This is a genomic window from Paenibacillus sp. PvP094 (assembly GCF_040546835.1).
Lineage (GTDB): Bacteria > Bacillota > Bacilli > Paenibacillales > Paenibacillaceae > Paenibacillus > Paenibacillus illinoisensis.
The window spans coordinates 3,289,457-3,312,971 of record NZ_JBEPOM010000001.1 but is presented as its reverse complement, the minus strand read 5'-3'; the positions used below and the strand labels follow the sequence as shown (position 1 = coordinate 3,312,971).

The following is a 23,515-nucleotide window of genomic DNA, read 5'->3' as shown; positions in this document are numbered from 1 at the left end:
CTTTAGCCTTTGATTGAGCCTAACATGACACCTTTGGCAAAATGCTTTTGCAAAAACGGATACACGAGCAAAATCGGAATGGTACCTACCACGATGACAGCCATTTTAATGGACTGTTCCGGTGGCTGTACGAAATTGGGATCCATATTGGCCATATCCCCAACGCTTGCCTGCGAGAGCAGAACAATCTGCCTCAGCATCACCTGCAGCGGCCATTTGTCACTGTCGGAAATGTACAGGAGTGCCGAGAAGAAGTTATTCCAATGCCCTACGGCATAAAATAACGCAAACGTGGCAATCACCGGTTTGGATAATGGCAGGACAATTCGCCAGAGTACCCCGAGATCCGAGCAGCCGTCGATACGGGCCGCTTCCTCCAGCCCGGGCGGCATTTGCTGAAAAAAGTTTTTGACAACGATTAAATTAAAAGCGCTGATTGCGCCAGGAAGCATAAGGGCCCAGTAAGAATCAAGCAATCCCAGTCCACGGATGACAAGATACGTCGGGATCATTCCTCCGCCGAACAGCATGGAGAAGATCACCATGTTCATCATGACGTTGCGTCCCCAGAAGTCGCTTCTGGATAGCGGATAAGCCATCGTCAGCGTGAAGAACAAATTGACCAGCGTGCCTGCTACCGTCACAAATACGGAGACGCCAATGCTGCGGAAGATGGTAGACGAAGAAAAAATATACTCATACGCGCTGAAGGAGAAGACTTTCGGAATGAGAAAGAAACTGCGTTCCGTAATCTCGGCTTCGGTCGCGAACGAATTCCCTATAATATACAGGAAAGGAAGGACAGTCAGTATGCCCAGAATACCCAGCATGACGTAATTGAAAATATCAAATACTTTGCCGGCAGGGCTGTTGTAGAGACGGCTGTTCATGGGCTTTCCTCCTTATGAATTCATGCAGAATGCCTGCTTAATAAATCCCCGGATGGCCAAATTTTTTGGCAAGTTTATTGCTGCCGAGCACCAGGATGATTCCCACGACCGATTTGAATAATCCTACCGCAGTACTGTAGCTGAATGCCCCTTGCGTAATCCCTACCGTATAGACATAGGTATCAAATACATCGGCCACGTCGCGGTTAAGCGAATTGGTCATCAGATAAATCTGTTCGAATCCCGTATCCAAAAAGTTCCCCAGTCTTAGAATGAGCAGAATCACAATGGTTGTGCGGATCGCCGGCAGCGTAATGTGCCACATGCGTCTCAACCGTCCCGCACCATCCACAATGGAAGCCTCATACTGCTCGGTATCCACGCCTGCGAGTGCGGCCAGGAAGATTATCGTTCCCCAGCCCATCTCCTTCCACATCATCTGAATGATAATGAGTGGACGAAACGAACCCGGACTGGACAATACATCTATTGGCTTTCCAGTTATCCAGGCAATCAGGTCGTACAGCACCCCGCCTTGAGGGGTCAGGAATACGTAAGTAATACTGGCGATAATCACCATGGACACGAAATGGGGTACATACACCAGCGTTTGAATCGTTCTTTTGAAGAACGCGATCCTAATTTCATTTAATAAAAGGGCAATAATGATCGGTGCCGGGAAAAAGAATATGAGATCATATATGGCAAGGACCAGCGTGTTACGCAGTAACCGGAAAAAGTCCGGATTGGAGAAAAAGGTCGTAAAGTTCTCCATGCCCACCCATTCACTGTTCTTGATACCGAGAAAAGGCTGATAGTCCTGAAAGGCAATGACGATTCCCCACATGGGCAAATATTTAAAGATAACAAAGTACAGAAATCCGGGAAGCACAAGCACGTACAGCCATTTGTTGCGCTTGATCTGCCTCTTCCAGTTGGACTCCCGCTTCATCGGCATGGTGGCCATTTCCGCCTGGGCTGCCGCTGTGGTATTTCCATTCCATTTGGTCTTCCCGTTCATAATCTCTCCCCTCCCTCACTTATGTAAGCGTTATCAATCGAGCTTGTAATTCAGACTATACAGAGCCCCCTTTTCCGGCAACCTTCATTTTTTGCTTACATACTAGGCGAGGCCACAAAGCCCGCTATGACGCCACTTTCGCTTCTATTTGGACATTTTGCATTGTACTCCATTGCACATTTTTGCAGCCTTATCCTTCTTTGTTTGCATCCTTCTCAACAAGAAAAACCGGAATCCGATGGTTCGGATCCCGGTGAGACAGCAAGGTGCTACACAGATCATTTGCCAAACCACTGATCCCGATACTGGCTTGGCGTTACACCCTCCTGTTTTTTGAAGATGCGATTAAAATAACTGTGCTGATAACCAACAGCAGCCGCGATGTCATTAATTTTCATCGTTGTCTCACGCAGCAGCTGTTTGGCTGCCTCCATTCGAACCTTTGTCAAATAATCAATAAAGTTCATGCCCGATACTTGCTTAAAGGCTTTGCTAAGCGCATAGGGAGTCATCTGTTCTGCAGCTGCGCAGCCTTCCAGTGAGATTTCGTTACGATAATGCTCATCCATATACAGCATCGTCCGTTCCACCACCTGTTTCAGCGGCTCCTGCGATCTCATCTCGATTTCCTGTATATATGGCACCAGTACCTTGCTCATCATCCACTGCTGCATCTGTGCAGGTTCGCGGATTGCTGACAATCGTTCGTACATATTGCATCCTCCGAACAGCTTATACGGTGTTACCCCTGTCTGCAGCATCATATGCTGAACACTTCCTAGCAGCTGCAGCATCATCTGCTGCACCTGAAACTCGGTACTGCCCGTCCGGGCGATTTCGCCCATAAACTGTTCCAGCACCCGATCCGCTTCCTCCTGCTTACCGAGCCTGATTGCCTGAATCATCTCACGTTCCAAGCCCAGCGGATAAGCTGCTTCTTCCGCTCTGCGGAAACACTGCTCATCTTCCAGATCGAGTATCTGACTCCCTTCCTCTATGCTGCGATAAGCAACCGCCTGTTCCATCTCAACAAAGATGCCGGGCAGCTCATGCAAGGAATCAGCGGAGTGACTAATCATGACCGTGACATTCATTTTTAGCGTCTTCCCGATAACCTCTACCAGTTCCTGACCCCAGAGCAATGCCTGCGGCTTGAGCTGTTCATTCTTCGGTGCAATGACAAGCATGGCTGAAGAGAGGTCATGAAAGTTCATCATACTGACTTGGTTAAAATAGCTTTTGGCCACCTCTTCAATGATGTTTACAGCTGCAAAAGTCACCAGGCCGGTATCCTGGCTTCCAAATCGTCCCTGCAGCCGGGCATAACCCGTAAAATACATTTGCAGCAGCAAAAATTGCTGACCTTCCACTTCGAATCCGAGATTCTTCATGCGCTTCTGGAGGTCTTCCTCGTTGTAGGCATATAAGTGTCCTTGAACCAGCTGCAGTACAAAGCTGTCACGCAAATGCGGCAGCTGCTCCTGCAATTGACGATGTGCGGTAAGGCTCCGGGAAGTCAGCTCATTCCACTGCTGTTCCAGCAGCTGGAATTCGTCCAGCCTCGGATTGGCATGAGCCTCATGTTTGCCTGGTGTCAGAAGATGAAGCATTCTCGCCACAGGGGAGTAAATCCGCCGGGAAGCAAGCCAGGATAACATGAGCCCCAGCAGCAGGCTGCCTGCGCTCGCAATGACAATTATTTTGGATACCAGCTTCACTGGTGATGTCACAGATGTCAGCGGTGCAGCGGAAACATAAGTCCAGTCGGAATCAATTCGGCTTAAGGAACCGTATGATACGGAGTAGGTTTGATCTTCATATTTGAACAAAAAAGACGTGCTATCTGCATGCTGTGCAACCTCTTCCTTAAGCTGCTGTTCAAAGGTCGAATTCTGCTGACCCCCTCCCGGATTACCGGTGACCAGCGTATTTCCTTCCTGATCCATAAGAAAGGTTAGGCCTTCGTCATATGGAGTAAGCGTTTTCAACAAACTGGCGACTTTCTCGTTGTCCAGAGTAATGATGAGTGCACCGAACGGGTTATTATGTTCGCCCGGGATTTTATGTACCAGAACCAGCGCGTTGCCTGCATCGGTATGCAGCAGGCTGCTATTCATGGCAGCTGCTGGTTCAATGCTTGCGTTTGATACCCAGTCTGTCCAGTACACATGATTGCCCATGGCTAGGTAGCGGTCATAGGCTTTTATTTTCGCATCATCTAATAATTCGTTATACTCCCGGTTAAACAGGATCGGCTTCGGTTCCTGCAAATACAGCTGTGCAGACTTAATCAGAGGATGCGACCCTTCCAGTACATATAAAGTGGTGACGATCTCCTGCGTTTCATTAAAATAATAGACAAAGTCCAGGGTTCGCAGTGCATTGCCAAACCTTGGTTCAAAGGCCCAATGCGAAAGGGTCATCTCCAGGTAGGCCAGCTGGTCGTCCACATTGCGTGCCCGATTCTCGATCTGGTTTTGATGCATGCGATTGAATTCATTTTCCATTCTGCCAACAACCAGCTGGTACATCACGATACCTGTAATCAAACCGGGGATGCTGGCAATGAGCAAAATAATCATCAGGCTATTCCGGTAAAAACGTCCTTTGTGGCGTCCAGGCGTGAACCCTTGGAAACGCGCCAATCGACCTGGCAGTCTCTCTCTTTTAGTCGTTTCCATCATCATTCACCTGCCTGCTTGCATGTGGTCTGACTATCATGGGAACTTCCCCAACTCCCCTGCTGAGAAAATATGGATGAAATCCGTTTCCTGTATTATACTCACAATTTCCGGCGGAATGGAACGGTACACAGCCGATCATTTTTTAACCAATGTTTTATTAAGATGCCAAAATGGATTACAATAGGATAAAGCAAAACATGAAGGAGGCTTTTTTAATGAAAGAACAGACTTATTTTCAGGAGAATAGAGAAAAACATCTGGCAGAACTGAATGAATGGCTGTCCATTCCCAGTATTTCGGCCATTTCGGCTCATAAAGATGATATTAACCGTGCTGCACAATGGGCGGCAGATGCACTGACACGTGCAGGCATGGAAAATGTTGAGGTTATTCAAACCGCTGGACATCCGATTGTTTATGCAGACCACCTGCATGCTCCCGGGAAACCAACAGCACTGATCTATGGACACTATGACGTACAACCTGTCGATCCGCTTAACCTGTGGGAAACGCCTCCCTTCGAACCTACTGTTCGGGACGGAAAACTGTTCGCACGTGGGGCGACAGATGACAAAGGACAGATCTTCTTACATATCAAAGCAGTAGAAGCCCTGCTGGCTGAAAACAAGGAACTCCCGATTAACGTGAAGTTCTGCATCGAAGGCGAAGAGGAAATCTCCAGCCCGAACCTGCCGATCTACCTGAATGACAATACGGACAAGCTTCGTGCAGACATGGTATTGATCTCCGATACTTCCCTGCTCGAAAAAGGAAAACCGGCGATCTCCACAGGTCTGCGCGGCCTTTGCTCGCTTGAAGTGGATCTGAACACAGCTAACACTGACCTGCACTCCGGCTCCTTCGGCGGTGGTGTGTACCAAACGCACTGCATGCGCTTGTATCCCTGCTCGCTTCGCTGCATGATGAGCAAGGCCGCGTGAGCGTGGATGGTTTCTATGATGGCGTCCTCCCCCTCTCTCCGGAAATGAGAGAAGAGTTCGTGAAGCAAGGCTTCAATGAAGAGCAGCTTCGTCAGGATCTTGGACTGGAGCAACTGTACGGTGAGGAAGGCTACTCGTTCGTGGAACGTGTTGGCGCACGTCCAACACTGGAGCTGAACGGTGTATGGGGCGGCTTCCAAGGTGAAGGTACCAAAACCGTCATCCCAAAAGAGGCTCATGCCAAAATTACATGCCGACTTGTTGCCGACCAAGACCCACAACAGGTGCTGGACCGCATTGAAGCACACCTGCGTGCACACGTACAGCCAGGTGCCACGCTGCATGTGAAACAAATCGAGAAAGCCTTTGCGTTCAATACCGATCCGACCGATCCGATCCTGCAAAAAGCGGCTGACGCTTATGAGCAGGTGTATGGCGTTCGTGCCCTGTTTACCAAAGATGGAGGTTCCATCCCGATCGTTGAGAAGCTCTCCCGTGTCCTCGGTGTACCTGCCGTGATGATGGGCTTTGGTTTGCCGGATGAGAATCTACACGCACCAAATGAACACTTCAACCTGGAGAACTTTGATAAAGGGTTGTTGACGATCGTACAGTTCTTGAAGAGCTTGTAAAGTTGAAAGCTCATGTGAAAAATAAGTGCGGGGCAGTGTGCTGACGTGGCCGTTTCGGTTCCGAATCGTTCTTTCGATCGCTGTTATCCCCTGATTTCTTTGATTCCCTTTATCAAAGGGAGAAATCCAGGTGATAAACGCGAACGCTCCGCTTCTACAGAATCGATTTCGTTCCCTTCACTACTTTTGCAGCAATTGCCCAAACTTATTTTACGATTGAGGCTACCTTTACATGTGGATAGAGGTTAAGTGCAATTTAAAAAGAAGAGTGTCCCGTTTGTTTTATGACGGGACACTCTTTTTTGTCGTTAGAATTAGTAGCGCTAGATAGAAGAATGTTTAATCTGACACCTAGACCATTTAACGAACTGAGCGAGCGTTATTAGGCTGATTACTATGAAATGGTTGGTTTAACGAATCAGAGACGTGTTATTCCATGCTGTGGACATATCTGGAATAGGTAAACGTTGCATTAACGTGACTGGAGTTCGTTATCTTTGGCATTCTGTACGAAACCTTGCGTTAAGGTGGTATGGATTCGTTAGAAGTGGTGGAATACAGGAAAAGAGACTCCCCGTTAGCGAAGTCTCTCTTGGTTTACATCACTTATGTTCTAAATGTCGTAAATCTTAGCATGTGCACCATCTGCGTCAGATGGGTAATCTCCTGCTGAACGTTGGACGTATCCGTGCCCGCCATCGCCTGATTGGCCCGCAGTGTTCTACGGGTATTCAGCATGCCATCGATCAATTTCATGACGGTGTTTCGTCCACGATGATCGACAATCATATATTTTTTGCGTGCATCCAGCTCTACCCATACGATATTGCGGAATGAGTTAAACAGGTGTCTGCGGTACTGCTCCATATCGGCTTCATTGTAATGCTCACCATAAAAGGCATAATATCCGTGCACGTGCAGTTTTTCCGCCAGCTCTGTGAGGAATGGATCGAACTCGAGCATAGCGTTACGTTCCATGTTTCACGCCTCCGTTATGCGTGATCCGCAGATCCCGTCTTTTTTTGAGACTATTTTAACACATTACTCACCCGATTGCCTCTCCAGCGGAAAACCGTCATGCTTCCGATCTTACTCCTGAAAGTTCTGTTCCTTACCATACACCCTAACCGCCAATCGTTCTGCCTTTAACCCATACACCCTCAATACCCAATTCCTGGTTAAGCAAAACGATATCTGCCTGTTTCCCTGCAGCCAGGGAACCAGTGCGATGGTCGATTCCGAGCAGGCGTGCCGGGGTGAGACTGGCTGCGCGAGATGCAGCGCTCAGGTTCATGCCCACGTCCTGTACCAAATAGCGGAAGCCACGAATCATCGTCAGTGTACTTCCAGCGAGGGCACCGCCGTCCTTCAATCTGGCTACGCCCTCCCTCACGATCACGGGCAGGTCGCCGATTTTGTATTCCCCGTCTTCCAGCCCGGCAGCGGACATGGCATCTGTGATCAGCACGAGCTGATCGGCAGACTGCTTCAGCTGGGCAAGGATGGAGATCGCCGCAGGGTGCACATGAATGCCATCAGCAATCACTTCAGCGCTGATTCTTGAATCACTCAGTACGGCTCCCGCAGCTCCGGGATTACGATGATGCAGCGGAGTCATTGCATTGTAGGTATGTACGGCGTGATGCAGCCCGGCTTCAACCGCTCGCCCCACCTCTTCGTAGGTAGCATCCGTGTGACCGAGCGCTGCTGTAATCCGCTGCTGACGCAGCCATGCAATGACTTCAAGTGCCCCTTCCCGTTCCGGCGCCAGCGTGACCTGGCGAATCAGGCCGGGATACTCTTTTTCCCATTCTGCGAGCCAGGATACATTGGGCAGTACAATATGCTCCGGATTCTGCGCACCAGGCCATTTTGGACTGAAGAACGGTCCTTCCAGATGCACCCCCTCAAGCTGGGCGTATGACATGGGCTTGGAACGATAACGGTCCACTTCAGCGAGCACCCGATCCAGTCTGTCCTTCGGAGCAGTCATGGATGTTGCAAGCATGGCAGTCGTACCCTGCGTACTGTGAAATGAAGTAATCTTGTCCAACACTTCTTGGCTCGCATCCATGAAATCCTCTCCATAGCCACCGTGGACATGGATATCAATAAACCCGGGGACGATAACGCCCCCATCAGGTACAGGCACGGAGACCGCCTGATTACGAATAGATGCCGGCAGACCTTCCGGTGACCCGGCGTATATGATTTTCCCTTCGGTCCAGGCGAGCAGGCCATCCTGCGCCAGACCTTCAGGCAGTACCATTTTACCGCGAAGAAGATAAATGGGGCTGCCGCTCTCTTTTTCCAAATGGGCTATGCCTTTATCGTTCATTTGACCAACCTCCCGGCAGCACGATCCAGCAGTACAACCACATTCGGATGGCATTGCAGCAAGGACGCAGGACACTGGGTTGTGATCGGCCCCATGAAGGCTTCGCGAATGATTTCGGCCTTTTCCTCACCGCGAGCGATCAGCAAAATTTGTTTGGCTTTCAGAATCGTACCTACACCCATCGTTATGGCCTGAGCCGGGACTTCATCAATACTAGCAAAAAAACGGGCATTGGCCTTGCGGGTCTCTTCTTTCAGATCCACCACATGCGTGCGTCCGGTCAGTTCATTCCCCGGTTCGTTGAAACCAATGTGTCCATTATGTCCGATACCCAGCAGCTGCAGGTCTACAGGTCCCAGGTCATCCAGCCGCTGTTCATACATGGCACATTCCTGGTCCAGGTCGGTTGCCTGCCCGTTCGGTACATGCGTTTTTGCCAGATCGATATCAATATGATGAAAGAGCTGCTCATTCATGAAGCTGCGATAGCTCTCCTGATGCTCCACCGGAAGCCCGACGTACTCATCCAGATTGAAGGAAGATGCCTGCGCGAAGCTCACCAGACCCTTCTGATACAAGCTAATGAGCTGTTTATAAATGCCCACCGGAGAACTTCCCGTTGCGAGTCCGAGCACAGCCCGTGGTTTCGTTTGCAGCAAGCTGGCAATCAGGCCAGCACCTGTTGCATTCAGATCTTCTTCATTTTCAAAAATACGAATGTTCATCTCACGCACCTCCATGTTTTTGAACTCGATAGGACTGTACATTGTGATACGATTGTTCCAGTTTGGGGATAAAGCGGTCAAAATCGGCACTCATCATGCCTGTGAACAAAATATCAATGACATGCAGCAGCGCAATCCGGGAAGCCATATCTCCCCGTCTCATGCCCTCTTCCAGTGAAGACGTAAATAGCGGAATATCGGATACGCCGGCCAGCTTGTTGTTACCGTAGGAAGTAAGTGAGATCGTTGCAGCTCCCGCCTGTTTGGCGCAATGCAGGGCATCGATGGTCTCTGGCGTTTCCCCCGAGTAGGACACGGCCATGGCCACATCTCCTTCACTTAGCGAGGAAGCTGAAGTAATCTGCATATGTGAATCCGAAAAGGCCGTACAGCTTTTGCCAATTCGCACGAGTTTCTGATAGAAATCCTGTGTCACGATGGATGAGGTCGCAACACCGTACAGGTCAATGCGACGGGCATGGCATAATAGCTGAACTGCATGCTCCAATCTGCCCAAATCCAGCAGCCGGGTGGTATCCGCAATGGAGGCAAGGTGGTTGGCTTCGATGGCCTCCACAATTTTGGACAACGGATTGCCTGCCACGATATCCTGATAAGCCGTTTTGTCCGTCGAATGAGACAGCTCTGCGGCCAGCTTCATTTTGAAATCCGGGAAACCCTTGAAGTGAAAGGACTTACAGAAGCGGGTGACCGTTGCCGGACTGGTTCCGCTTTGTTCAGCAAGATAATTAATCGTCCAGCCGGGGATATCCGACGGAGATTGCAAAATAACCTCTGCAATCCGCCGTTCCTGCGATGGAAGTCCATCCAGCTCTTGCTGTAACGCATGTATGATGGCTGCCATAAGTCTTCTCCTCTGAAAATAATTTTTATATTTTTAAAAGAAATAAAGAAAATAATTTTTATAACTTCATTTTAATCAAGCTCCATCTGCAAATCAAGGGAATTTACTTCATGTTCAAAATGAAAGTTTACATCAACGCTTCTTGAAGCAGACAAGACATAAGGCTTATAGTAAAGATGAATGCAATCTATGAATCAACGAAGGAGCACCCAAGTGAATCAACGACAACAACAAAAGCTCATCCCTTCCTCCTGGGTTATTGCTGTCAAGCAAAGCGGTGGTCGGGCCTATTATGCCCTGTATGCAATCGACTGGAAACGTGGCGGAAGAATGAGCTGGGAAGGCTGGGACCGTCTGGAGGATTTGTTGCAGTTTCATATTCCGGTCAGGCGAAAAGCGGGAAGTCGGAAGTCTGCTTCGCAACCAGCTGCCAAAATCGCCAAAAAGGCGCTCTATCTACATCTGGATGAGGCCCGGTACGAGGCGTTGGAGCAGCTCTTTTATCAGCCTTTTTCGAAGAAAACATGGAGATTGTTTATTCGAGAAAACAGCCTTATGTAGGGAGTTCATTTCTTTTCAGGATATAACAAAAAAAGCCTCTCCCTAATCCGATTAAGAACGGGGAAAGACTTTGAAATGAACTCAAATATACTTTATTCCATTCCGTTAACTCGTCTTATACATTGTGGCTATCTTGTCCAATCAATAAACTACTCCAGACCATCATACCGTTTCAAAAATTCACTGGTCAGGCCGCTTTCTGTCATCAATACGACGGATTGATTTTCCAGTTCTTCAGCCTCATCATCATCGGTCATGGATATGAAGAACGTAATGTCTGCTTTGGATTGTCCGTACCGGGCAAAAACTTCATTCGGTGTTTCACTCACGACCTTGGCAATAATATTAATCATCTCATCCTTATAATGCTGAACATCTTCCGTTGCATACAACAATCGGCTAATATGATTAAAATGTGTATCTTTGCCATACTGATATTCGGAGCAGCCCCATCGATAGTAGATTTCGTCCTGCTCACTGTCACACAGTCCTTCTTCTTTCATCCTGGCAATATGCCTCTCTAGCGATTCCTCCGTATTTGCCGCCATAAACAGGGTAATCCAGTCACTGTCTGTTCCAAACGCGCAAGCATATACTTTTTCATGCTGCATCTCTTGCAGCGTTTGCTCCAGATCGGGAAGAAAGCCGGCTCTAAACTTATCCTCAAATTCCTTTAAAAAGTGATCCATTTTTCTTTCCTCTCATTTCTTATGTAATCATGATCTATAAGCTTATTATGGTTGATTTTAACAATTGGAACAAGCCGCTATTTTCGTGACCTTGTTTGTCACTTATGCTTGCTTCCCTCGGCTAAAAAGCAAAAAAGCCTTGCCCCATTCTTCATCATTTAAAGAATAGAGAAAGGCTTTCATGCTGCTTCAACTTCCTAACTGTTATTCGCGTCAGATCTTCAGTTCTCCGAGCTTAATCAGCTCTACAACTGCTTGCGAACGACCCTTAACATTGAGTTTCTGCATCACATTCGAAATATGGTTACGCACCGTTTTCTCGCTGATGAATAACTGCCCTGCGATGTCACGCGTCGTTTTGTCCTGAACCAGCAATTCGAATACTTCGCGTTCACGGTGGGTCAACAAAAATTTGCTTTTATGATCGATACCCTTCAATGTTCACCCCTCCTTGCTCGGGTTGTGTTGGTGTAACAAGGTTAAGGGGATACAGTCAACTCATCTTATGTCAGGTCAAGGGCGATGGTTCAATTTTATGAAAAAAATGGGCTGTCATTTGTTGATCCTTCGTAATGGAAGATACACACCGTTATGTAGTTCTGCTTATTCTTAGATGTTGTGATAAAAAATATGCCTTTGCCACTGATGTACCCATCCGCGCAAAGGCATATTTGTTTAGCTGTTTCTACCGATGATTAGGATGCATAATGCCATCATTATTGTTATTATTGCGGTTTAACACGCCATCATCGAGAATACCATCACGGCGTTGATTCATGGCATTGGTCGGGAAGATGCGTTCAACCATCGACTGGAACGTATCAATCATGCCGCTAACGGGCTTGCCGTTACGAATGTCCTTGGCATAGGACTCCACATGCTCAACAAAATCCGGATTGGCCGATACATAGACATTCTCCACATTCGGTGCAAATTGCTTGATTTTTGCTGCAACTTTGCCTTTGATCTCTTCAGACGTGTTGTCATCCGAGCTGTCCTGACGTTGTCCTACGCCTTGTCCTTCGCTTTGCATTCCGTAATGACCATCACTCATCGTACGTTCTCTGCCCGTGTTCGTGAGCCCGCGCATCATGCCGAAAGATCCGGTACCCATCGTTCCGTAAATGCTGCGGTCATTCCCCATATGGCTGCGGTCTGTAGCCGAACCAGTGTTCAATCCTGGAGCAATACCACTGGTCGTGTACGGTGACATCGTTCCGTCGCCCGCATGCACGCGCATACCACCCAGATCCTGATTCATGCTCTCAGTTCGCATGGTTCCACTCGCACGGTTCCTCAAAGTACCGTTCATCGTGCTGTTATGGTTACCGTTACGATTCGATTGACTGTCCATCTTGCCAGCATGACCGTCTGTTAAACGGACAGCAACATAAGCGTTACGATCAGTTAACAGTACATTGGCCGACTTGATCTCTTTCATTTCGGTAATGCGTTTTGCCAGTTCGTCACTGGATTTCAGGTCAGTGACATTGTGCATGCGATAACTCTTGGCACGAATGCCATCCATTCCATTGGTCTCCACACCATAACGGTTCAGCCCTCGAACTTCCTGACCCGCATTATTGGTTTGCATATTGTTGTTATCCCGGCCATCACCACACCCTGTCAGTCCGGCCATTACAAAAATTGCAGTAGACAATGATAAGCTGATTGCTTTCGCCTTTTTGGCTGCTGGCATGTCTCATCCTCCAATGTGTATGGTTTAGGTCACAAGGATAGGATGCGCTTCTGGTGGACCCGATATGCTGAAAGGATATGGAACTGTCCTGCACAACAAAAGAGCGGCGCCAGCACGTTATGTGCGACACCGCTTCTTTCCAAAAATAGCATATGGGTTTGGTTTACCTAAACCGGTTATATTCACATTTCCAAGACTACTCAGCGGATGAGGTTGAATCTTCACTTCCACTTCCTGCATCTGTCGATACGTCAGCTGCTTTCACCGTATCAGGAAATTTCTCCGCATCCTGCAAGGCATCTGCCTGAAGGGAATATGCCCACTGACCATCGGGTGTAATCACGTAGATGATACCGGGTTCCGATGCAACGGTTAGCCCCCGGTAGACGTCGGTTACATTCTCTCCATTTACCTTCTGCTCAACAGAAAGTGTGAATCGTGGCACAGCATCCTTGAGCTCGGAAGCTTTGCGAACGTCGTCCGCAGTGGAGAGATTTTTAATTTTGCCGATGAGGGATACGGCTTCCGTGGATTCAACCGTCTCACCATTTAGCGTCCATGTCCGCTCGGCCGCACCGTCTTCCGATGCCGACTTCAATACCCAGGTCGCTGCTTCTCCTTCCCAGTCCAGAGAAGCCACATTCGTATCATCGAGATTAAACGGTGTCGTATCGAGCAGATCATGCCTTGTCAGTTCCATATTGCCGATCGACTCAGATTGCACAGCAACAACGGGCCCGGAATTCACCTGAACATAACGGGCGTCATCTGCCGGAAGCTGTCCGCCGATCTTTAATGTGATGTCACGGCTGTCCTTGGTTTTGATATCCAGACGGGAAGCAGTCGAACCCAATCCATACTTCTCCAGATCCGTCGGCGTCTCTTCCACAACCAAATCCTGTTCTGCTCCACTTAGCGCGTCAAGCCAGCTGCTGATCGTGTAACCGTTAAGCGGATACCCTTTGGGTTCCACCATGCTCCATACGCCGTCTTTCAGCTCCAATTGGGCAGATGCAGAGGAAGAAGCCTCGCCTTCCGTCTTATCTGTACTCGGGTCATGAATGGTGATTGACTGGATATCATCAGACTGAATGCCAAGCAGCTGGACCTTCACCGCTTCTTCTTCGCGAAAATAATTCTGATTGGCCGCATAAATCCAGCCCACAATCAGTACCAACACGACCAGAATCGTCGGAATCCATTTCTTCATACGCGTCTGCGCCTCCACCATAAGAATACACCTATGATAACAAAGATAAGCGGGAAACCAACAATAGCAACGAAGAAAATCGTTCTGGCCTGCTTACCATTCAGGTAAGCCACTTCATAACCAGCCTGCACCCGCGGGCGAATGGTTAACCCGTCCTCTTTTTCACTTAAATAATTGATGGTATTCAAAATGAAGTCACGATTGCCGCCATTCCCGATTTCCGAATCCTGCATGAAGATGGAAGATCCAAGGATCACGGCTTTCGGTTTGCCTTCGGTTGTATCTGCTGCATATCCTAGCTCGACAGGTCCCTGGATATCCTGATCCGAATCGTTCGCTGTTTCGTTTTGCAGCAAGCCTTCAATATTTGTCTCTCCATAACTATCATCCGAAGATTGAATGAGTGGCGATAGTGTATATTTCTCCTGTTCCTTGCTTGTCAGGGCAATGGACAGGGACAGCATCGGATACAGTTGGCTGTCAGCGAGTTTGTCCGTTATTGCATGTGTACCGTATTCCGGGACGACCCATAGTGGCCCCATTGTACTGGCCTGCTGGTTGTCCACCATCACGGCATGCTCATCAACCACTCCATAATCGGCCATGAGCTTGTCGATATTTTTCCAGCTGGATTTCATATCCTCCACAAAACCGAGGGACAACATCAGCTTGCCACCACTGCTCAGATAGGTTCGAATGGCTTTTAATTCAGTGTCGCTGAGATCACGCTGCGGGCCAATGATCGCGAGTACGTCCGCATCTTCGGGAACCACTCCGGCCTGATTGAGCTGCAGTTCTTCTGTTGTAATGTTGTTTTGCTCCAGGGACGAACGAAGCGTGGTCAACTGATCCAGACCAAGCTCCTCATGCCCTGTCAGGAATACCATTTTCTTCATTTCGGTGGAAGACAGATTCATCAGAGCCTGCGTTAATTTTTCCTCCCCCGTAAACTGGTATGACCCATCACTGCCATCCCCTACTGCTGTAAAGAGACTGGCGATATCAATCACTTTATATTGATCCCCCTGCTCCAGGACGATGGAACTGCCTGTGATGCCGTATTTTGAGGCCAGCGTCGGTTCCTGTGTCAGATTATACTGTTCCATCTTCAGCTTGCTGTTTCGTTTGGTATACTCCTGGACCATGTCCGTCACTTCGCGATTCAAGACGGTATTGTTGGCGTTCTCCACCGTAAATACCTTAATGCTCACGTCATCCTTTACATTTTTGATCGCGGTCAGTGACTGGTCCGATAGGGTGTATTGTTTGTTTGCCGTCAGATCCAGCTGGAATCCGCCAAGTGAATTCAGAAACAGCGTAAGCAAAATAAAAATGCCGACGACTGCTACAGACAGCACCGTACTATTCGTATGACTTAACCATTTTTTCATCTTCTCACCTCCACCGCTTCCGTTCCACGATTTGAATGCTCAGTAGCAGAAATACGCCCGATAACGTCACATAATACAAGATATCCGGTCCACTGAGCACCCCCTTCGTGAAGCTGTCAAAACGGTTCGTCAGCGCAAATGGATCAAGCCATTTCTGCAGCGCAGAACCGGTATTGCCTGCGAATGAATCAAGCATCCACAATACGAGCAAAATAATAAAACCGGCCACCGCAGACACCATCTGATGCTGAGATAATGTAGAAGCAAACAATCCGATCGCCATCATACTGCCGCCCAGGAAGAAGAGTCCCAGCGCCGACAGCCAAACCGAAGTCACATCCAACGTTCCAAAGAACGACATGATGAACGGATAAACCAGACTGCACAGAATAAGCACGATCAGAATGGCCAGAGAGGCCAGATACTTACCAAATATAACTTCCGTTACCCGAGCCGGGGAGGTCAGCAGCAGTTCATCTGTACCCTGCCTGAATTCCTCAGCAACCAGTCTCATGGTTAATAAAGGCACCACAAACAGCAGCATGGATAAGGTATCACCGAGCACAAGACGATAATCCACAATACTGGGCTGGTAATACACGAAACTGGAGTAAAACAATAAACTTGTCATCAGCACATAGACCGCGAAGGCGAAATAGGATGTGGGTGACAAAAAATACGCCTGAAGTTCCTTATTGCAAATAGCCATCATTCGTCTCATTTGGATTCCTCCTCTGTTGGCGAATCCGCAGAGTCTTCACGAGCCAGGTCAGGTGTACCTTTATCAGATGACTCATTGTCTAGTTCCGTTGTAGTCAGCTTCAGGAATATCTGCTCCAGACTGAGATTTTCCTTCTTCATTTCCAGGATGGGCAGTCCCGCTCCGGATAAAAGATAAAACAGCTCTTCCCGGAAATCTTCGGATGATTCTCCGGTAAGCAGCATTTTAACCGTGTCCTGCTGCTCCGTACCGCGATTTCCGTCCGTTGGTTGTATGACTTCACTCCGCACCTTCTCCCAAGGTGTGAGCAAATTATGTAGCTGCTGCTCGGTTGCCTTAACTTCAATGGACACCTTAAACTGATCACCCATCGAAGAACCAAAGTGCTGTGGTGAACCGTCGAGTACGAGCTGTCCCTGGTTAATAATCAACATCCGGTTACATAGCGTGCTCACTTCAGGCAAAATATGCGTACTGAGCAGCACCGTATGATTTTCGCCGAGTTCCCGGATCAGATCACGAATCTCCATAATCTGATTCGGGTCCAGCCCCGATGTAGGCTCATCAAGGACGAGCAGATCAGGCTTGTGGATAATGGCTCCCGCCAGTCCCAGACGCTGTTTATAACCTTTGGATAGTCCACGCACCAGTTGTTTTTCCCGTTCCTGTAGCCCCAGCCTGCTGACCATCTCACTGACCCGCAGTTTAATCTCGCGTGCCGGAACATCCCTCAGGTTCGCGACGAATTTCAAATAGGACTGAACCGTCATGTCCGGATATAGCGGCGGTGTTTCCGGAAGATAACCGATTTTGGAACGAACAGCTCTGCCCTGATCATGCACAGATTGTCCATCAACCACAATCGAACCTGTGGTGGGTTGCAGGTAACCGGTGATCATGCGCATCGTTGTCGTTTTGCCAGCACCATTGGGCCCCAGAAAACCAACAATCTCACCGCGCTCCATTGTGAAATCCAGTTGATGCACGCCGCGCCGTCCATCATACACTTTGCTGACCTGTTTCACTTCGAGCACATCATTCATCCTTTCCCGTTAAAATACCCGTGTGCCATCAAGCAATCCAGATGGTCTACACGGGAAGTTCCTTGTATCTTACGGGGTCTATCCTAAATCCAGCTTAATGACACTTAAAAGAAAGATTAAAAATATATGTCCAAAATGTGAACAACTTGGGTTTCACCCACACCCTGTGCATTGGGGAAACGTACCATACAGTACAGGAGTCAGCATTTTGCATAATTCGATTCCACTCGCTCCAAGGGACAATATTATAGACGAATAGGACCATTTCGATCTATATATTGAGGATTGGAAGTCGCTTACTGGATTTATGCAAAATGCTCAAGAGTATGAGTTCCTGCACAAAAGTCAGAGGGTGAACCGTGTGAAAGTATTATTCACGTTTTTTGTACCAAGCGGTGGCGTGGATACCTTGAACCGATTGCGGACAGCCGTTCTGCAACGTCATGGCATTGAAGCGCATCTATTGTACCTTTATACAGGATCGGGTTTGCAGAACAACACCGGCACTCCGGTCTTCACCGCGTCCAATGATGAAGAAATACGTTTTTTGATTCACAGCCAGCGTTATGACGCCATTATTGTGACTTCGGATATTTCCATGCCTGGTAGATTGAGAGGACTCGGCTATACAGGACGAATTATATTTGAAGCCCAGGGTCTCGGAACGAGAGATCAGGCACTGGAAACGATCCAGATGGCAATTCCTTACCTCCAGGCACATTGTGACGCTGCTGTTCTGCCTCCTACCGATCACTTGCTGGATATGTTTATTCATATCTGCCCTTGGCTGCACCGGTTTGTTATCCCCAATATGCTGGACACCGATACGTTTGCTCCAGTTCCCGTAGACACTCCACCTTACCCCGTTCTGGCTTGGGTCGGGCGGCTGGAACACAACAAAAACTGGAGAGAATACTTGAGCATATCCAGCAAAATCATCAAAAAAATTCCCAAAGCCAGACTATGGCTGTTTCATGATCCCAGCTTGGCCAATCCTGAAGACGAAGTGATGTTCCGTCATATGCTGGCTGAATATGGTTTGGAGGATCGCATCGGCATCTTTGTCAATGTTCCTCACTCCCAGATGCCCACGTTCTATTCCATGATTGCAGCTTCTGGAGGAATCATGCTCTCTACGTCCCTTCTTGAAGGCTTTGGTTATGCGGTTGCCGAAGCCATCAGCTGCGGCTGCCCGGTACTCAGCACCGATTCGGATGGTGTACGTTCGTTCATTAATCATAACAAGACAGGCAAATTCTATCCTCTGGGCAATGTAAATGCAGCAGTAGATGAAGCGGTCGAACTCATGCGTAACAAAAAGTTGCGTAAATATATCCGTGAACAGGGCAGAGAGCATATGACAGCCTCTTTCTCACCGGATCGGTACGCTATTTCCTTCCGGGAAATGATGACCGCCCTGAGCATCTTCTCATGAGCAAAGCAAAAAGGCAGTTCAGAACATATCTGAACTGCCTCGGATTAAAGAGATTAAGCACCTATTCATAAAATAGGATGATCCATCAGTGCCCCATCATCATGGCCGGATCCGGTTCATCCCCGGTCTGGAGCGTTTCTTCCTGCATTCGTTTTGGTTTACGGAGGATAAGACTCAGTAAACAACCGAACAATGCAATACACGCGGCCAGGAAAAACGTGTCATTGAAACCAGACACGAGACCCTTAATGACAGATGCAACGTCCGTACCACTTGTATTGGTCGCAATTCGGGAAGTCAGGAACCCGGTCAAACCAGCAACCGCAAAAGATACAACGACTTGTTGCGCAGCAGCGGTAAGCGGTGTGACCCGACCAACCAATTTGCGCGGAGCAGCGTTTAGTACATGCGTATTCAGTGGCATCATGGATAGACCCATACCGAGTCCCATCATCACGAGACTAAGAATAATTAAACCCAGACCCGTCTCGGATGTAATGGAAGACAGGATAAAGAGTGCCCCCGAGATGATACCCAGACCCACGAATGCAAGGGGTCTCGCCCCGATTTTATCAAACAAACGGCCACCAAGCGGCATGCCTACACCGGATGCCAAGGCTTGTGGTAGTAGGATTAACCCTGTTTCTAAAGCTGTGTAGCCTTTGATCTGCTGCAGGTAGAGCGGAATCAAAATCATGGCCCCAAACAAAGCGATTTGTGAAACCCATGCAAGGATAATACCACGTGTAAAATCGGAGGATTTGAAGACCCGCAGTTCCAGCAATGGATTTTGGTGACGCAGCTCCACAATGATGAACAGGATCAACGCTACTCCTCCAACGATTACACCTGTCAGTGTTGAAGTGGAGGTCCAACTTGTGCCTCCCTCACTTACACCATAGGCGAGCATAGAGAATGCGATCGGCGCGAGAATCATGCCAAGCAGGTCCAGCGCGGGTGTTCTTCCACGGTCCGTATCAGGCAGAAATTTGATACATAGAATAAAAGCAGCAATACCTATTGGCAGATTGATCAGAAAGATCCAGTGCCAGCTGAGGGACTGAATGAACCAGCCAGACAATACCGGTCCCAGCGCAGGAGCCAGCAGCATTGGAATCCCGAGCATACCCATGATGGAGCCCCTTCTTTCGGGTGGAGCCAGACGAAAAACCATAGCCATCCCAATAGGAGCCACCATTCCTCCGCCAAGACCCTGAATAATCCGATATACAATCAATTGCTCAGGAGACTGTGCAATCGAGCATAATACCGATCCGAGGGTAAACATGGCTATTGTGAACAGAAAGACTCTTTTGGCACCGAAACGATCCGTGAGCCATCCGGCTAATGGGATAACTGCCGATAAAGCCAAGGTATAGCCCGTTACGGTCCATTGGATTGTCTTCAGATCCGTCTCAAAGTACTGTACCAGATTCGGAATGGCGACGTTCACGACCGTACTGTCCAGAATGACCATGATCATACCAACGATGATGGCTAAGAGCGGAAGAATAATCGTTTTGATCGAGAACTCCTCCGGATTCTGGTTAACTGCTGTTTGTTGTTTCATTGACCACTCTCTTTTCCGGCTTGGAGGAATTTCCCCTCGCGTACAGCCTTATAATCATGACTGATTCAAACATTTGTTTTAAACCGTCGTTTTAAACTTTTGTTTTAACCATGGTTTTATTTTAATGAAAATACCTTTGCTGTCAAGCTATTTTCTTATGTAAAATTCAGTATAAGCAAACACAAAAAAAGGGAACAGGCTCTCCCCTGCTCCACCGATTTGGTTAGTTTCCCCATCATACGTTTTGCCTAACTAATCTGCCAGCTTAATCATCTGGTGTTCAGAGAGCACACCCAGCGTCTGTCCACATGCGCTTCTGCAATACAGCCGAACCGCAAGATGATAGGGTCTGCTCTTGTTGCTGATGATTCGGAGTTGCCACATATGAGGTGAAACGTTCAGGTCATGAATGATGTGGTTACGGCTGCTACCGGTCGACTCTGCTCCAATATGAAAGATATGCCGATACAACTCTCCATCGGTGGGACTGATTCCTCCGACATATACATCCGCTCCGTCGTCCCCTGCGAATGCAACCTCCACGTCGATATACTTTACCGGAACAGCCGTTTGAAGCATGCCCTCATGGATTTCCATTATATATGCCCCCACACTTGTGCCTCCTTCTGCTGTGTACGACCTGGTAATAGTTTATGCTGCCCTACATCCTATGCCAGTTGTATTCACCCATTTTTGACAGATGTACCTTCCTGCCCGGCCTTTGGCACAGCTTCTCTCATAGAATAGAAGGATAGCAGAACCGCCTGTGCAGGCCGTGAGAAGGAGGTACTTATGAAAGTTCTGCTCGTTACCTACTGGGAGCTTACACAAATGGGAGGCATCTGGACCTATGTAAAACAGCTTGCCGACAGGTTGATGGCACTTGGCGTTGAAGTCGATATCATGGGAACGAACGGCGCGAAAAATGAAGTTTATATACGTAACCTGAATCGGACCTTTTCCAAAGAAAACGTATGGCCTATGCTGCAATCCAAGCTCAATCCGACCGATCTTCCGCAATTTACAGCCGACCCTCTCCTCGCGTATTACGAACTGAACCGGTATGCATTTGAAATGGCTGCTGCCTGTCTGGGTGTAGAACACTATGACATGATTCATGCACAGGATCCTGTGGCCGCCGTGGCGATGAAACGTATTCTGAAGAACAACACCCCCATGGTAACCAGTTATCACGGGGCACTTGCACGCGAAGCCTTTTATGATGAGCAGAATTCCAATCCGCAGCTCACTCTTCCAGCGTATTTGCAGTCCAGACGCGGACGTTATTTCCTCTCATTGGAGCAGCGGAGCGCCGCACAGTCCGAGCTGATTCTGGTCTCCAGCCGCTGGATCAAGAGTACACTGACATCACTGCAGGTTCCTGAAGAGAAGTTCCGCCTTATTCCTTATGCAGTCGACCTTCCTGCCTACCGCGCTCAGGCCGCGGTCAAGTTCCGTCAGCGCCCACCGTCAGGTAAAAAAGTCATTGCCTTCACAGGCAGACTGGAATTTATCAAAGGCGTTCATGTTCTGATCAAGGCTTTGGCCAGCCTGAAACAAGTACGTTCCGATTGGGTCTGCTGGATTGCGGGAGAAGGCAATCTGATGGAAGACCTGCGTTCCCAAGCCAAAGATCTTGGCGTCGGAGAAGACATCGTATTCTGGGGCAAATTGGACAACATCCCTTCGTTCCTGCGCCGTGCCGATATTTATGTTCAGCCCAGCCTGCAGGATACGCAGCCCTTCTCGGTTACGGAAGCCCAGCTAGCGGGACTCCCCGTCATCGTAAGCGGTACGGCAGGTATGCCGGAGATGGTGGAGCCTGCTCATACCGGTTGGGTCGTTCCTCCGCAGGATGTGGACTCCCTGAGCGCACTATTGAACGCCCTTTTGCAGGATGACGCCACTCGTCTGCGGGTTGGTGCACAGGCTAAAGCTTGGGCAGAGAAGCACCGCTCCCTGGAGGAAATGGGTATGCGCACACTACAGGTGTATCAGGAAGCAATTCAAAAAGGAGGGCACCCGATATGACCCTGCTCGTACCGAGTGATTTATATAATGGCTGGTTTTCCGTCCCTGTCTCTACCCCCCACATTGAAGTGAGTTACGAGATTATGAATGCCTTGGTAGAAACACTCCCCAAGGAGTATACCCTGCCTGATCCGGAAGCAATGGCTATTATGTGCTCTAATGATTAATCATATTGGGGATGCTGACCCTCTTGCTGCAAGAGGGTTATTTCCATTGAAAGACGATCTAAATCATGCAAAAAGCAAAAAGAGAGCATCCCCACTGGTCCACTACTCAGGAGAACCAGAAGAATTGCCCTCTCTTTACGTGCTTTTTATCTTTCTTATGTCGGATTGTACCCATGATTACTGCCAATAACCGCCGATCTGAAGCAGATTCAGCAAAATTGGCCGATGTTTGGCCTGAACCATTTCCATCTCGGCTTTTAAGGCTTCAAAGTGTTTTTTGGTTCCCATTGAGTCATGAACCCGGTAACACATCAAAGGCTCATTGAAATAAAAAAGCTCATAGACCGGAAATAATCTCAGCCACATCTCATAGTCATGGGTATAGCGGAACTCGGTGTCAAACATGCCGAACTTCCGAAATGCATCCATCTCCAGCATCACGGTACAGCCGTTAATGGGACAGCCTTCGAGCAGCACCTGCAGCATTTCGAGACGGCTGCCTACTTCTGGCCGCACCGTATCCATCCATTCACTGTTTTCATTGACATAATGATAGGCTCCATGGCAGAAGGAGGCTTTTACCTCAAGCATGAATTCCAGTTGTTTCTCCACACGATCCAGCAGCATTACGTCATCCGAGCTGAGCCAGACGAAATAGTCCCCCGACGCACGCTTGATCCCTTCATTCAACGCTGTAGCCGTCCCCCCATTCTCCTTTCGAACATAGGTGATACGATCCATAAATGGTTTCAGCTTCTCCACGTGCTTCGTAGAGCCGTCATCCACCACGATAACCTCGATATGAGGATATGTCTGGTTCAGAGCACTGTGAACAGCCTGCTCAATATAAGCACAGTTGTAAAACGGGATGACAATTGAAACTTTGGGTTCCATTCGGGCCT

21 protein-coding genes and 1 pseudogene are annotated in these 23,515 nt (G+C 48.5%); 5 read left to right on the top strand and 17 right to left on the bottom strand.

The genetic code is table 11. The features are described from left to right. Window positions 1-2: 2 nt before the first annotated feature. The 3 genes from ABIC22_RS15305 to ABIC22_RS15295 all read right to left on the bottom strand — a co-directional run bounded on the left by ABIC22_RS15305 (window position 3) and on the right by ABIC22_RS15295 (window position 4,598). A complete protein-coding gene (locus tag ABIC22_RS15305) occupies window positions 3-890 on the bottom strand; it encodes a carbohydrate ABC transporter permease (protein WP_095293262.1) in 888 nt (295 codons plus the stop codon). Window positions 891-927: 37 nt separating this feature from the next. Further along, window positions 928-1,857, bottom strand: coding sequence for an ABC transporter permease (locus ABIC22_RS15300; protein ID WP_354485987.1), 930 nt, complete (start codon window positions 1,855-1,857; stop codon window positions 928-930). Window positions 1,858-2,189: 332 nt separating this feature from the next. Further along, on the bottom strand, window positions 2,190-4,598 hold the full coding sequence (locus ABIC22_RS15295; RefSeq protein WP_354481892.1) for a helix-turn-helix domain-containing protein: 2,409 nt from the start codon (window positions 4,596-4,598) through the stop codon (window positions 2,190-2,192). A gap of 212 nt (window positions 4,599-4,810) precedes the next feature. Between ABIC22_RS15295 and ABIC22_RS15290 the strand changes: the two are divergent. Next, a pseudogene (locus ABIC22_RS15290) lies at window positions 4,811-6,168 on the top strand (dipeptidase). A gap of 606 nt (window positions 6,169-6,774) precedes the next feature. Here ABIC22_RS15290 and ABIC22_RS15285 read toward each other — a convergent pair. From ABIC22_RS15285 to ABIC22_RS15270, 4 genes are all read right to left on the bottom strand, one after another. Next, window positions 6,775-7,146, bottom strand: a complete 372-nt coding sequence (locus ABIC22_RS15285; RefSeq protein WP_127539013.1) for a hypothetical protein — start codon at window positions 7,144-7,146, stop codon at window positions 6,775-6,777. A 145-nt stretch (window positions 7,147-7,291) separates the two neighbouring features. Beyond that, on the bottom strand, window positions 7,292-8,506 hold the full coding sequence (nagA, locus tag ABIC22_RS15280) for an N-acetylglucosamine-6-phosphate deacetylase (protein WP_354481889.1): 1,215 nt from the start codon (window positions 8,504-8,506) through the stop codon (window positions 7,292-7,294). After that, complete coding sequence (nagB, locus tag ABIC22_RS15275) at window positions 8,503-9,231, bottom strand: glucosamine-6-phosphate deaminase (protein WP_127539011.1); 729 nt, start codon at window positions 9,229-9,231, stop codon at window positions 8,503-8,505. The genes nagA and nagB overlap by 4 nt, the downstream gene beginning before the upstream one ends. A 1-nt stretch (window position 9,232) precedes the next feature. Next, complete coding sequence (locus ABIC22_RS15270) at window positions 9,233-10,096, bottom strand: MurR/RpiR family transcriptional regulator (RefSeq protein ID WP_127539010.1); 864 nt, start codon at window positions 10,094-10,096, stop codon at window positions 9,233-9,235. A gap of 213 nt (window positions 10,097-10,309) precedes the next feature. Between ABIC22_RS15270 and ABIC22_RS15265 the strand changes: the two genes are divergently transcribed. Next, on the top strand, window positions 10,310-10,657 hold the full coding sequence (locus ABIC22_RS15265; RefSeq protein WP_354481885.1) for a hypothetical protein: 348 nt from the start codon (window positions 10,310-10,312) through the stop codon (window positions 10,655-10,657). A gap of 149 nt (window positions 10,658-10,806) precedes the next feature. Here the strand turns inward: ABIC22_RS15265 and ABIC22_RS15260 are convergent, their stop codons facing one another. From ABIC22_RS15260 to ABIC22_RS15230, 7 genes are all read right to left on the bottom strand, one after another. Beyond that, window positions 10,807-11,346 (bottom strand): DUF4303 domain-containing protein, encoded by a 540-nt coding sequence (locus ABIC22_RS15260; protein ID WP_354481882.1) that lies wholly within the window; start codon window positions 11,344-11,346, stop codon window positions 10,807-10,809. 213 nt (window positions 11,347-11,559) lie between these two features. Continuing rightward, window positions 11,560-11,784 carry a helix-turn-helix domain-containing protein gene (locus ABIC22_RS15255; RefSeq protein ID WP_017692532.1) on the bottom strand — a complete coding sequence of 75 codons (225 nt, stop codon included), beginning with the start codon at window positions 11,782-11,784 and terminating at the stop codon, window positions 11,560-11,562. Window positions 11,785-12,031: 247 nt separating this feature from the next. Next, entirely contained in the window at window positions 12,032-13,045 is a 1,014-nt protein-coding gene (locus ABIC22_RS15250; protein ID WP_354481879.1) for a YhcN/YlaJ family sporulation lipoprotein, read from the bottom strand. A 196-nt stretch (window positions 13,046-13,241) separates the two neighbouring features. Continuing rightward, window positions 13,242-14,255: a DUF4340 domain-containing protein gene (locus ABIC22_RS15245; protein ID WP_354481876.1), complete on the bottom strand. Its 1,014-nt coding sequence runs from the start codon at window positions 14,253-14,255 to the stop codon at window positions 13,242-13,244. Beyond that, complete coding sequence (locus ABIC22_RS15240) at window positions 14,252-15,646, bottom strand: GldG family protein (RefSeq protein WP_354481873.1); 1,395 nt, start codon at window positions 15,644-15,646, stop codon at window positions 14,252-14,254. Before ABIC22_RS15240 ends, ABIC22_RS15245 begins: the two co-directional genes overlap by 4 nt. Window positions 15,647-15,650: 4 nt before the next feature. Continuing rightward, the gene (locus tag ABIC22_RS15235; protein WP_354481870.1) at window positions 15,651-16,367 is read right to left on the bottom strand and encodes an ABC transporter permease subunit; all 717 of its coding nucleotides are present in this window, start codon (window positions 16,365-16,367) and stop codon (window positions 15,651-15,653) included. Then, complete coding sequence (locus ABIC22_RS15230; RefSeq protein WP_354481867.1) at window positions 16,364-17,401, bottom strand: ABC transporter ATP-binding protein; 1,038 nt, start codon at window positions 17,399-17,401, stop codon at window positions 16,364-16,366. The genes ABIC22_RS15235 and ABIC22_RS15230 overlap by 4 nt, the downstream gene beginning before the upstream one ends. 370 nt (window positions 17,402-17,771) lie before the next feature. Here ABIC22_RS15230 and ABIC22_RS15225 point away from each other — a divergent pair, with 370 nt between their 5' ends. Further along, window positions 17,772-18,845, top strand: coding sequence for a glycosyltransferase family 4 protein (locus tag ABIC22_RS15225; RefSeq protein WP_354481865.1), 1,074 nt, complete (start codon window positions 17,772-17,774; stop codon window positions 18,843-18,845). Between the two features lie 85 nt (window positions 18,846-18,930). Here ABIC22_RS15225 and ABIC22_RS15220 read toward each other — a convergent pair whose 3' ends face one another. Both ABIC22_RS15220 and ABIC22_RS15215 read right to left on the bottom strand, forming a co-directional pair. Beyond that, on the bottom strand, window positions 18,931-20,415 hold the full coding sequence (locus ABIC22_RS15220) for a DHA2 family efflux MFS transporter permease subunit (RefSeq protein WP_354481862.1): 1,485 nt from the start codon (window positions 20,413-20,415) through the stop codon (window positions 18,931-18,933). 252 nt (window positions 20,416-20,667) lie between these two features. Beyond that, the gene (locus ABIC22_RS15215; RefSeq protein ID WP_354481859.1) at window positions 20,668-21,027 is read right to left on the bottom strand and encodes a hypothetical protein; all 360 of its coding nucleotides are present in this window, start codon (window positions 21,025-21,027) and stop codon (window positions 20,668-20,670) included. Window positions 21,028-21,207: 180 nt separating this feature from the next. Here ABIC22_RS15215 and ABIC22_RS15210 point away from each other — a divergent pair, with 180 nt between their 5' ends. Together ABIC22_RS15210 and ABIC22_RS15205 are read left to right on the top strand one after the other, a co-directional pair. Beyond that, a complete protein-coding gene (locus ABIC22_RS15210) occupies window positions 21,208-22,446 on the top strand; it encodes a glycosyltransferase family 4 protein (RefSeq protein WP_354481856.1) in 1,239 nt (412 codons plus the stop codon). After that, complete coding sequence (locus tag ABIC22_RS15205) at window positions 22,443-22,613, top strand: hypothetical protein (protein ID WP_164764285.1); 171 nt, start codon at window positions 22,443-22,445, stop codon at window positions 22,611-22,613. The genes ABIC22_RS15210 and ABIC22_RS15205 overlap by 4 nt, the downstream gene beginning before the upstream one ends. Window positions 22,614-22,790: 177 nt before the next feature. Here ABIC22_RS15205 and ABIC22_RS15200 read toward each other — a convergent pair whose 3' ends face one another. Then, complete coding sequence (locus ABIC22_RS15200) at window positions 22,791-23,507, bottom strand: glycosyltransferase (protein ID WP_354481852.1); 717 nt, start codon at window positions 23,505-23,507, stop codon at window positions 22,791-22,793. Between the last annotated feature and the right edge of the window lie 8 nt (window positions 23,508-23,515).

What these genes read in the sequence shown, in the direction of transcription:
- ABIC22_RS15250 (WP_354481879.1), bottom strand. Translation starts at nt 13,045, where the DNA reads ATGCCAGCAGCCAAAAAGGCGAAAGCAATCAGCTTATCATTGTCTACT.
- ABIC22_RS15295 (WP_354481892.1), bottom strand. Translation starts at nt 4,598, where the DNA reads ATGATGATGGAAACGACTAAAAGAGAGAGACTGCCAGGTCGATTGGCG.
- ABIC22_RS15210 (WP_354481856.1), top strand. Translation starts at nt 21,208, where the DNA reads ATGAAAGTTCTGCTCGTTACCTACTGGGAGCTTACACAAATGGGAGGC.
- ABIC22_RS15260 (WP_354481882.1), bottom strand. Translation starts at nt 11,346, where the DNA reads ATGGATCACTTTTTAAAGGAATTTGAGGATAAGTTTAGAGCCGGCTTT.
- ABIC22_RS15200 (WP_354481852.1), bottom strand. Translation starts at nt 23,507, where the DNA reads ATGGAACCCAAAGTTTCAATTGTCATCCCGTTTTACAACTGTGCTTAT.
- ABIC22_RS15305 (WP_095293262.1), bottom strand. Translation starts at nt 890, where the DNA reads ATGAACAGCCGTCTCTACAACAGCCCTGCCGGCAAAGTATTTGATATT.
- ABIC22_RS15245 (WP_354481876.1), bottom strand. Translation starts at nt 14,255, where the DNA reads ATGAAGAAATGGATTCCGACGATTCTGGTCGTGTTGGTACTGATTGTG.
- ABIC22_RS15270 (WP_127539010.1), bottom strand. Translation starts at nt 10,096, where the DNA reads ATGGCAGCCATCATACATGCGTTACAGCAAGAGCTGGATGGACTTCCA.
- ABIC22_RS15240 (WP_354481873.1), bottom strand. Translation starts at nt 15,646, where the DNA reads ATGAAAAAATGGTTAAGTCATACGAATAGTACGGTGCTGTCTGTAGCA.
- ABIC22_RS15235 (WP_354481870.1), bottom strand. Translation starts at nt 16,367, where the DNA reads ATGAGACGAATGATGGCTATTTGCAATAAGGAACTTCAGGCGTATTTT.
- ABIC22_RS15285 (WP_127539013.1), bottom strand. Translation starts at nt 7,146, where the DNA reads ATGGAACGTAACGCTATGCTCGAGTTCGATCCATTCCTCACAGAGCTG.
- nagB (WP_127539011.1), bottom strand. Translation starts at nt 9,231, where the DNA reads ATGAACATTCGTATTTTTGAAAATGAAGAAGATCTGAATGCAACAGGT.
- nagA (WP_354481889.1), bottom strand. Translation starts at nt 8,506, where the DNA reads ATGAACGATAAAGGCATAGCCCATTTGGAAAAAGAGAGCGGCAGCCCC.
- ABIC22_RS15220 (WP_354481862.1), bottom strand. Translation starts at nt 20,415, where the DNA reads ATGAAACAACAAACAGCAGTTAACCAGAATCCGGAGGAGTTCTCGATC.
- ABIC22_RS15205 (WP_164764285.1), top strand. Translation starts at nt 22,443, where the DNA reads ATGACCCTGCTCGTACCGAGTGATTTATATAATGGCTGGTTTTCCGTC.
- ABIC22_RS15300 (WP_354485987.1), bottom strand. Translation starts at nt 1,857, where the DNA reads ATGGCCACCATGCCGATGAAGCGGGAGTCCAACTGGAAGAGGCAGATC.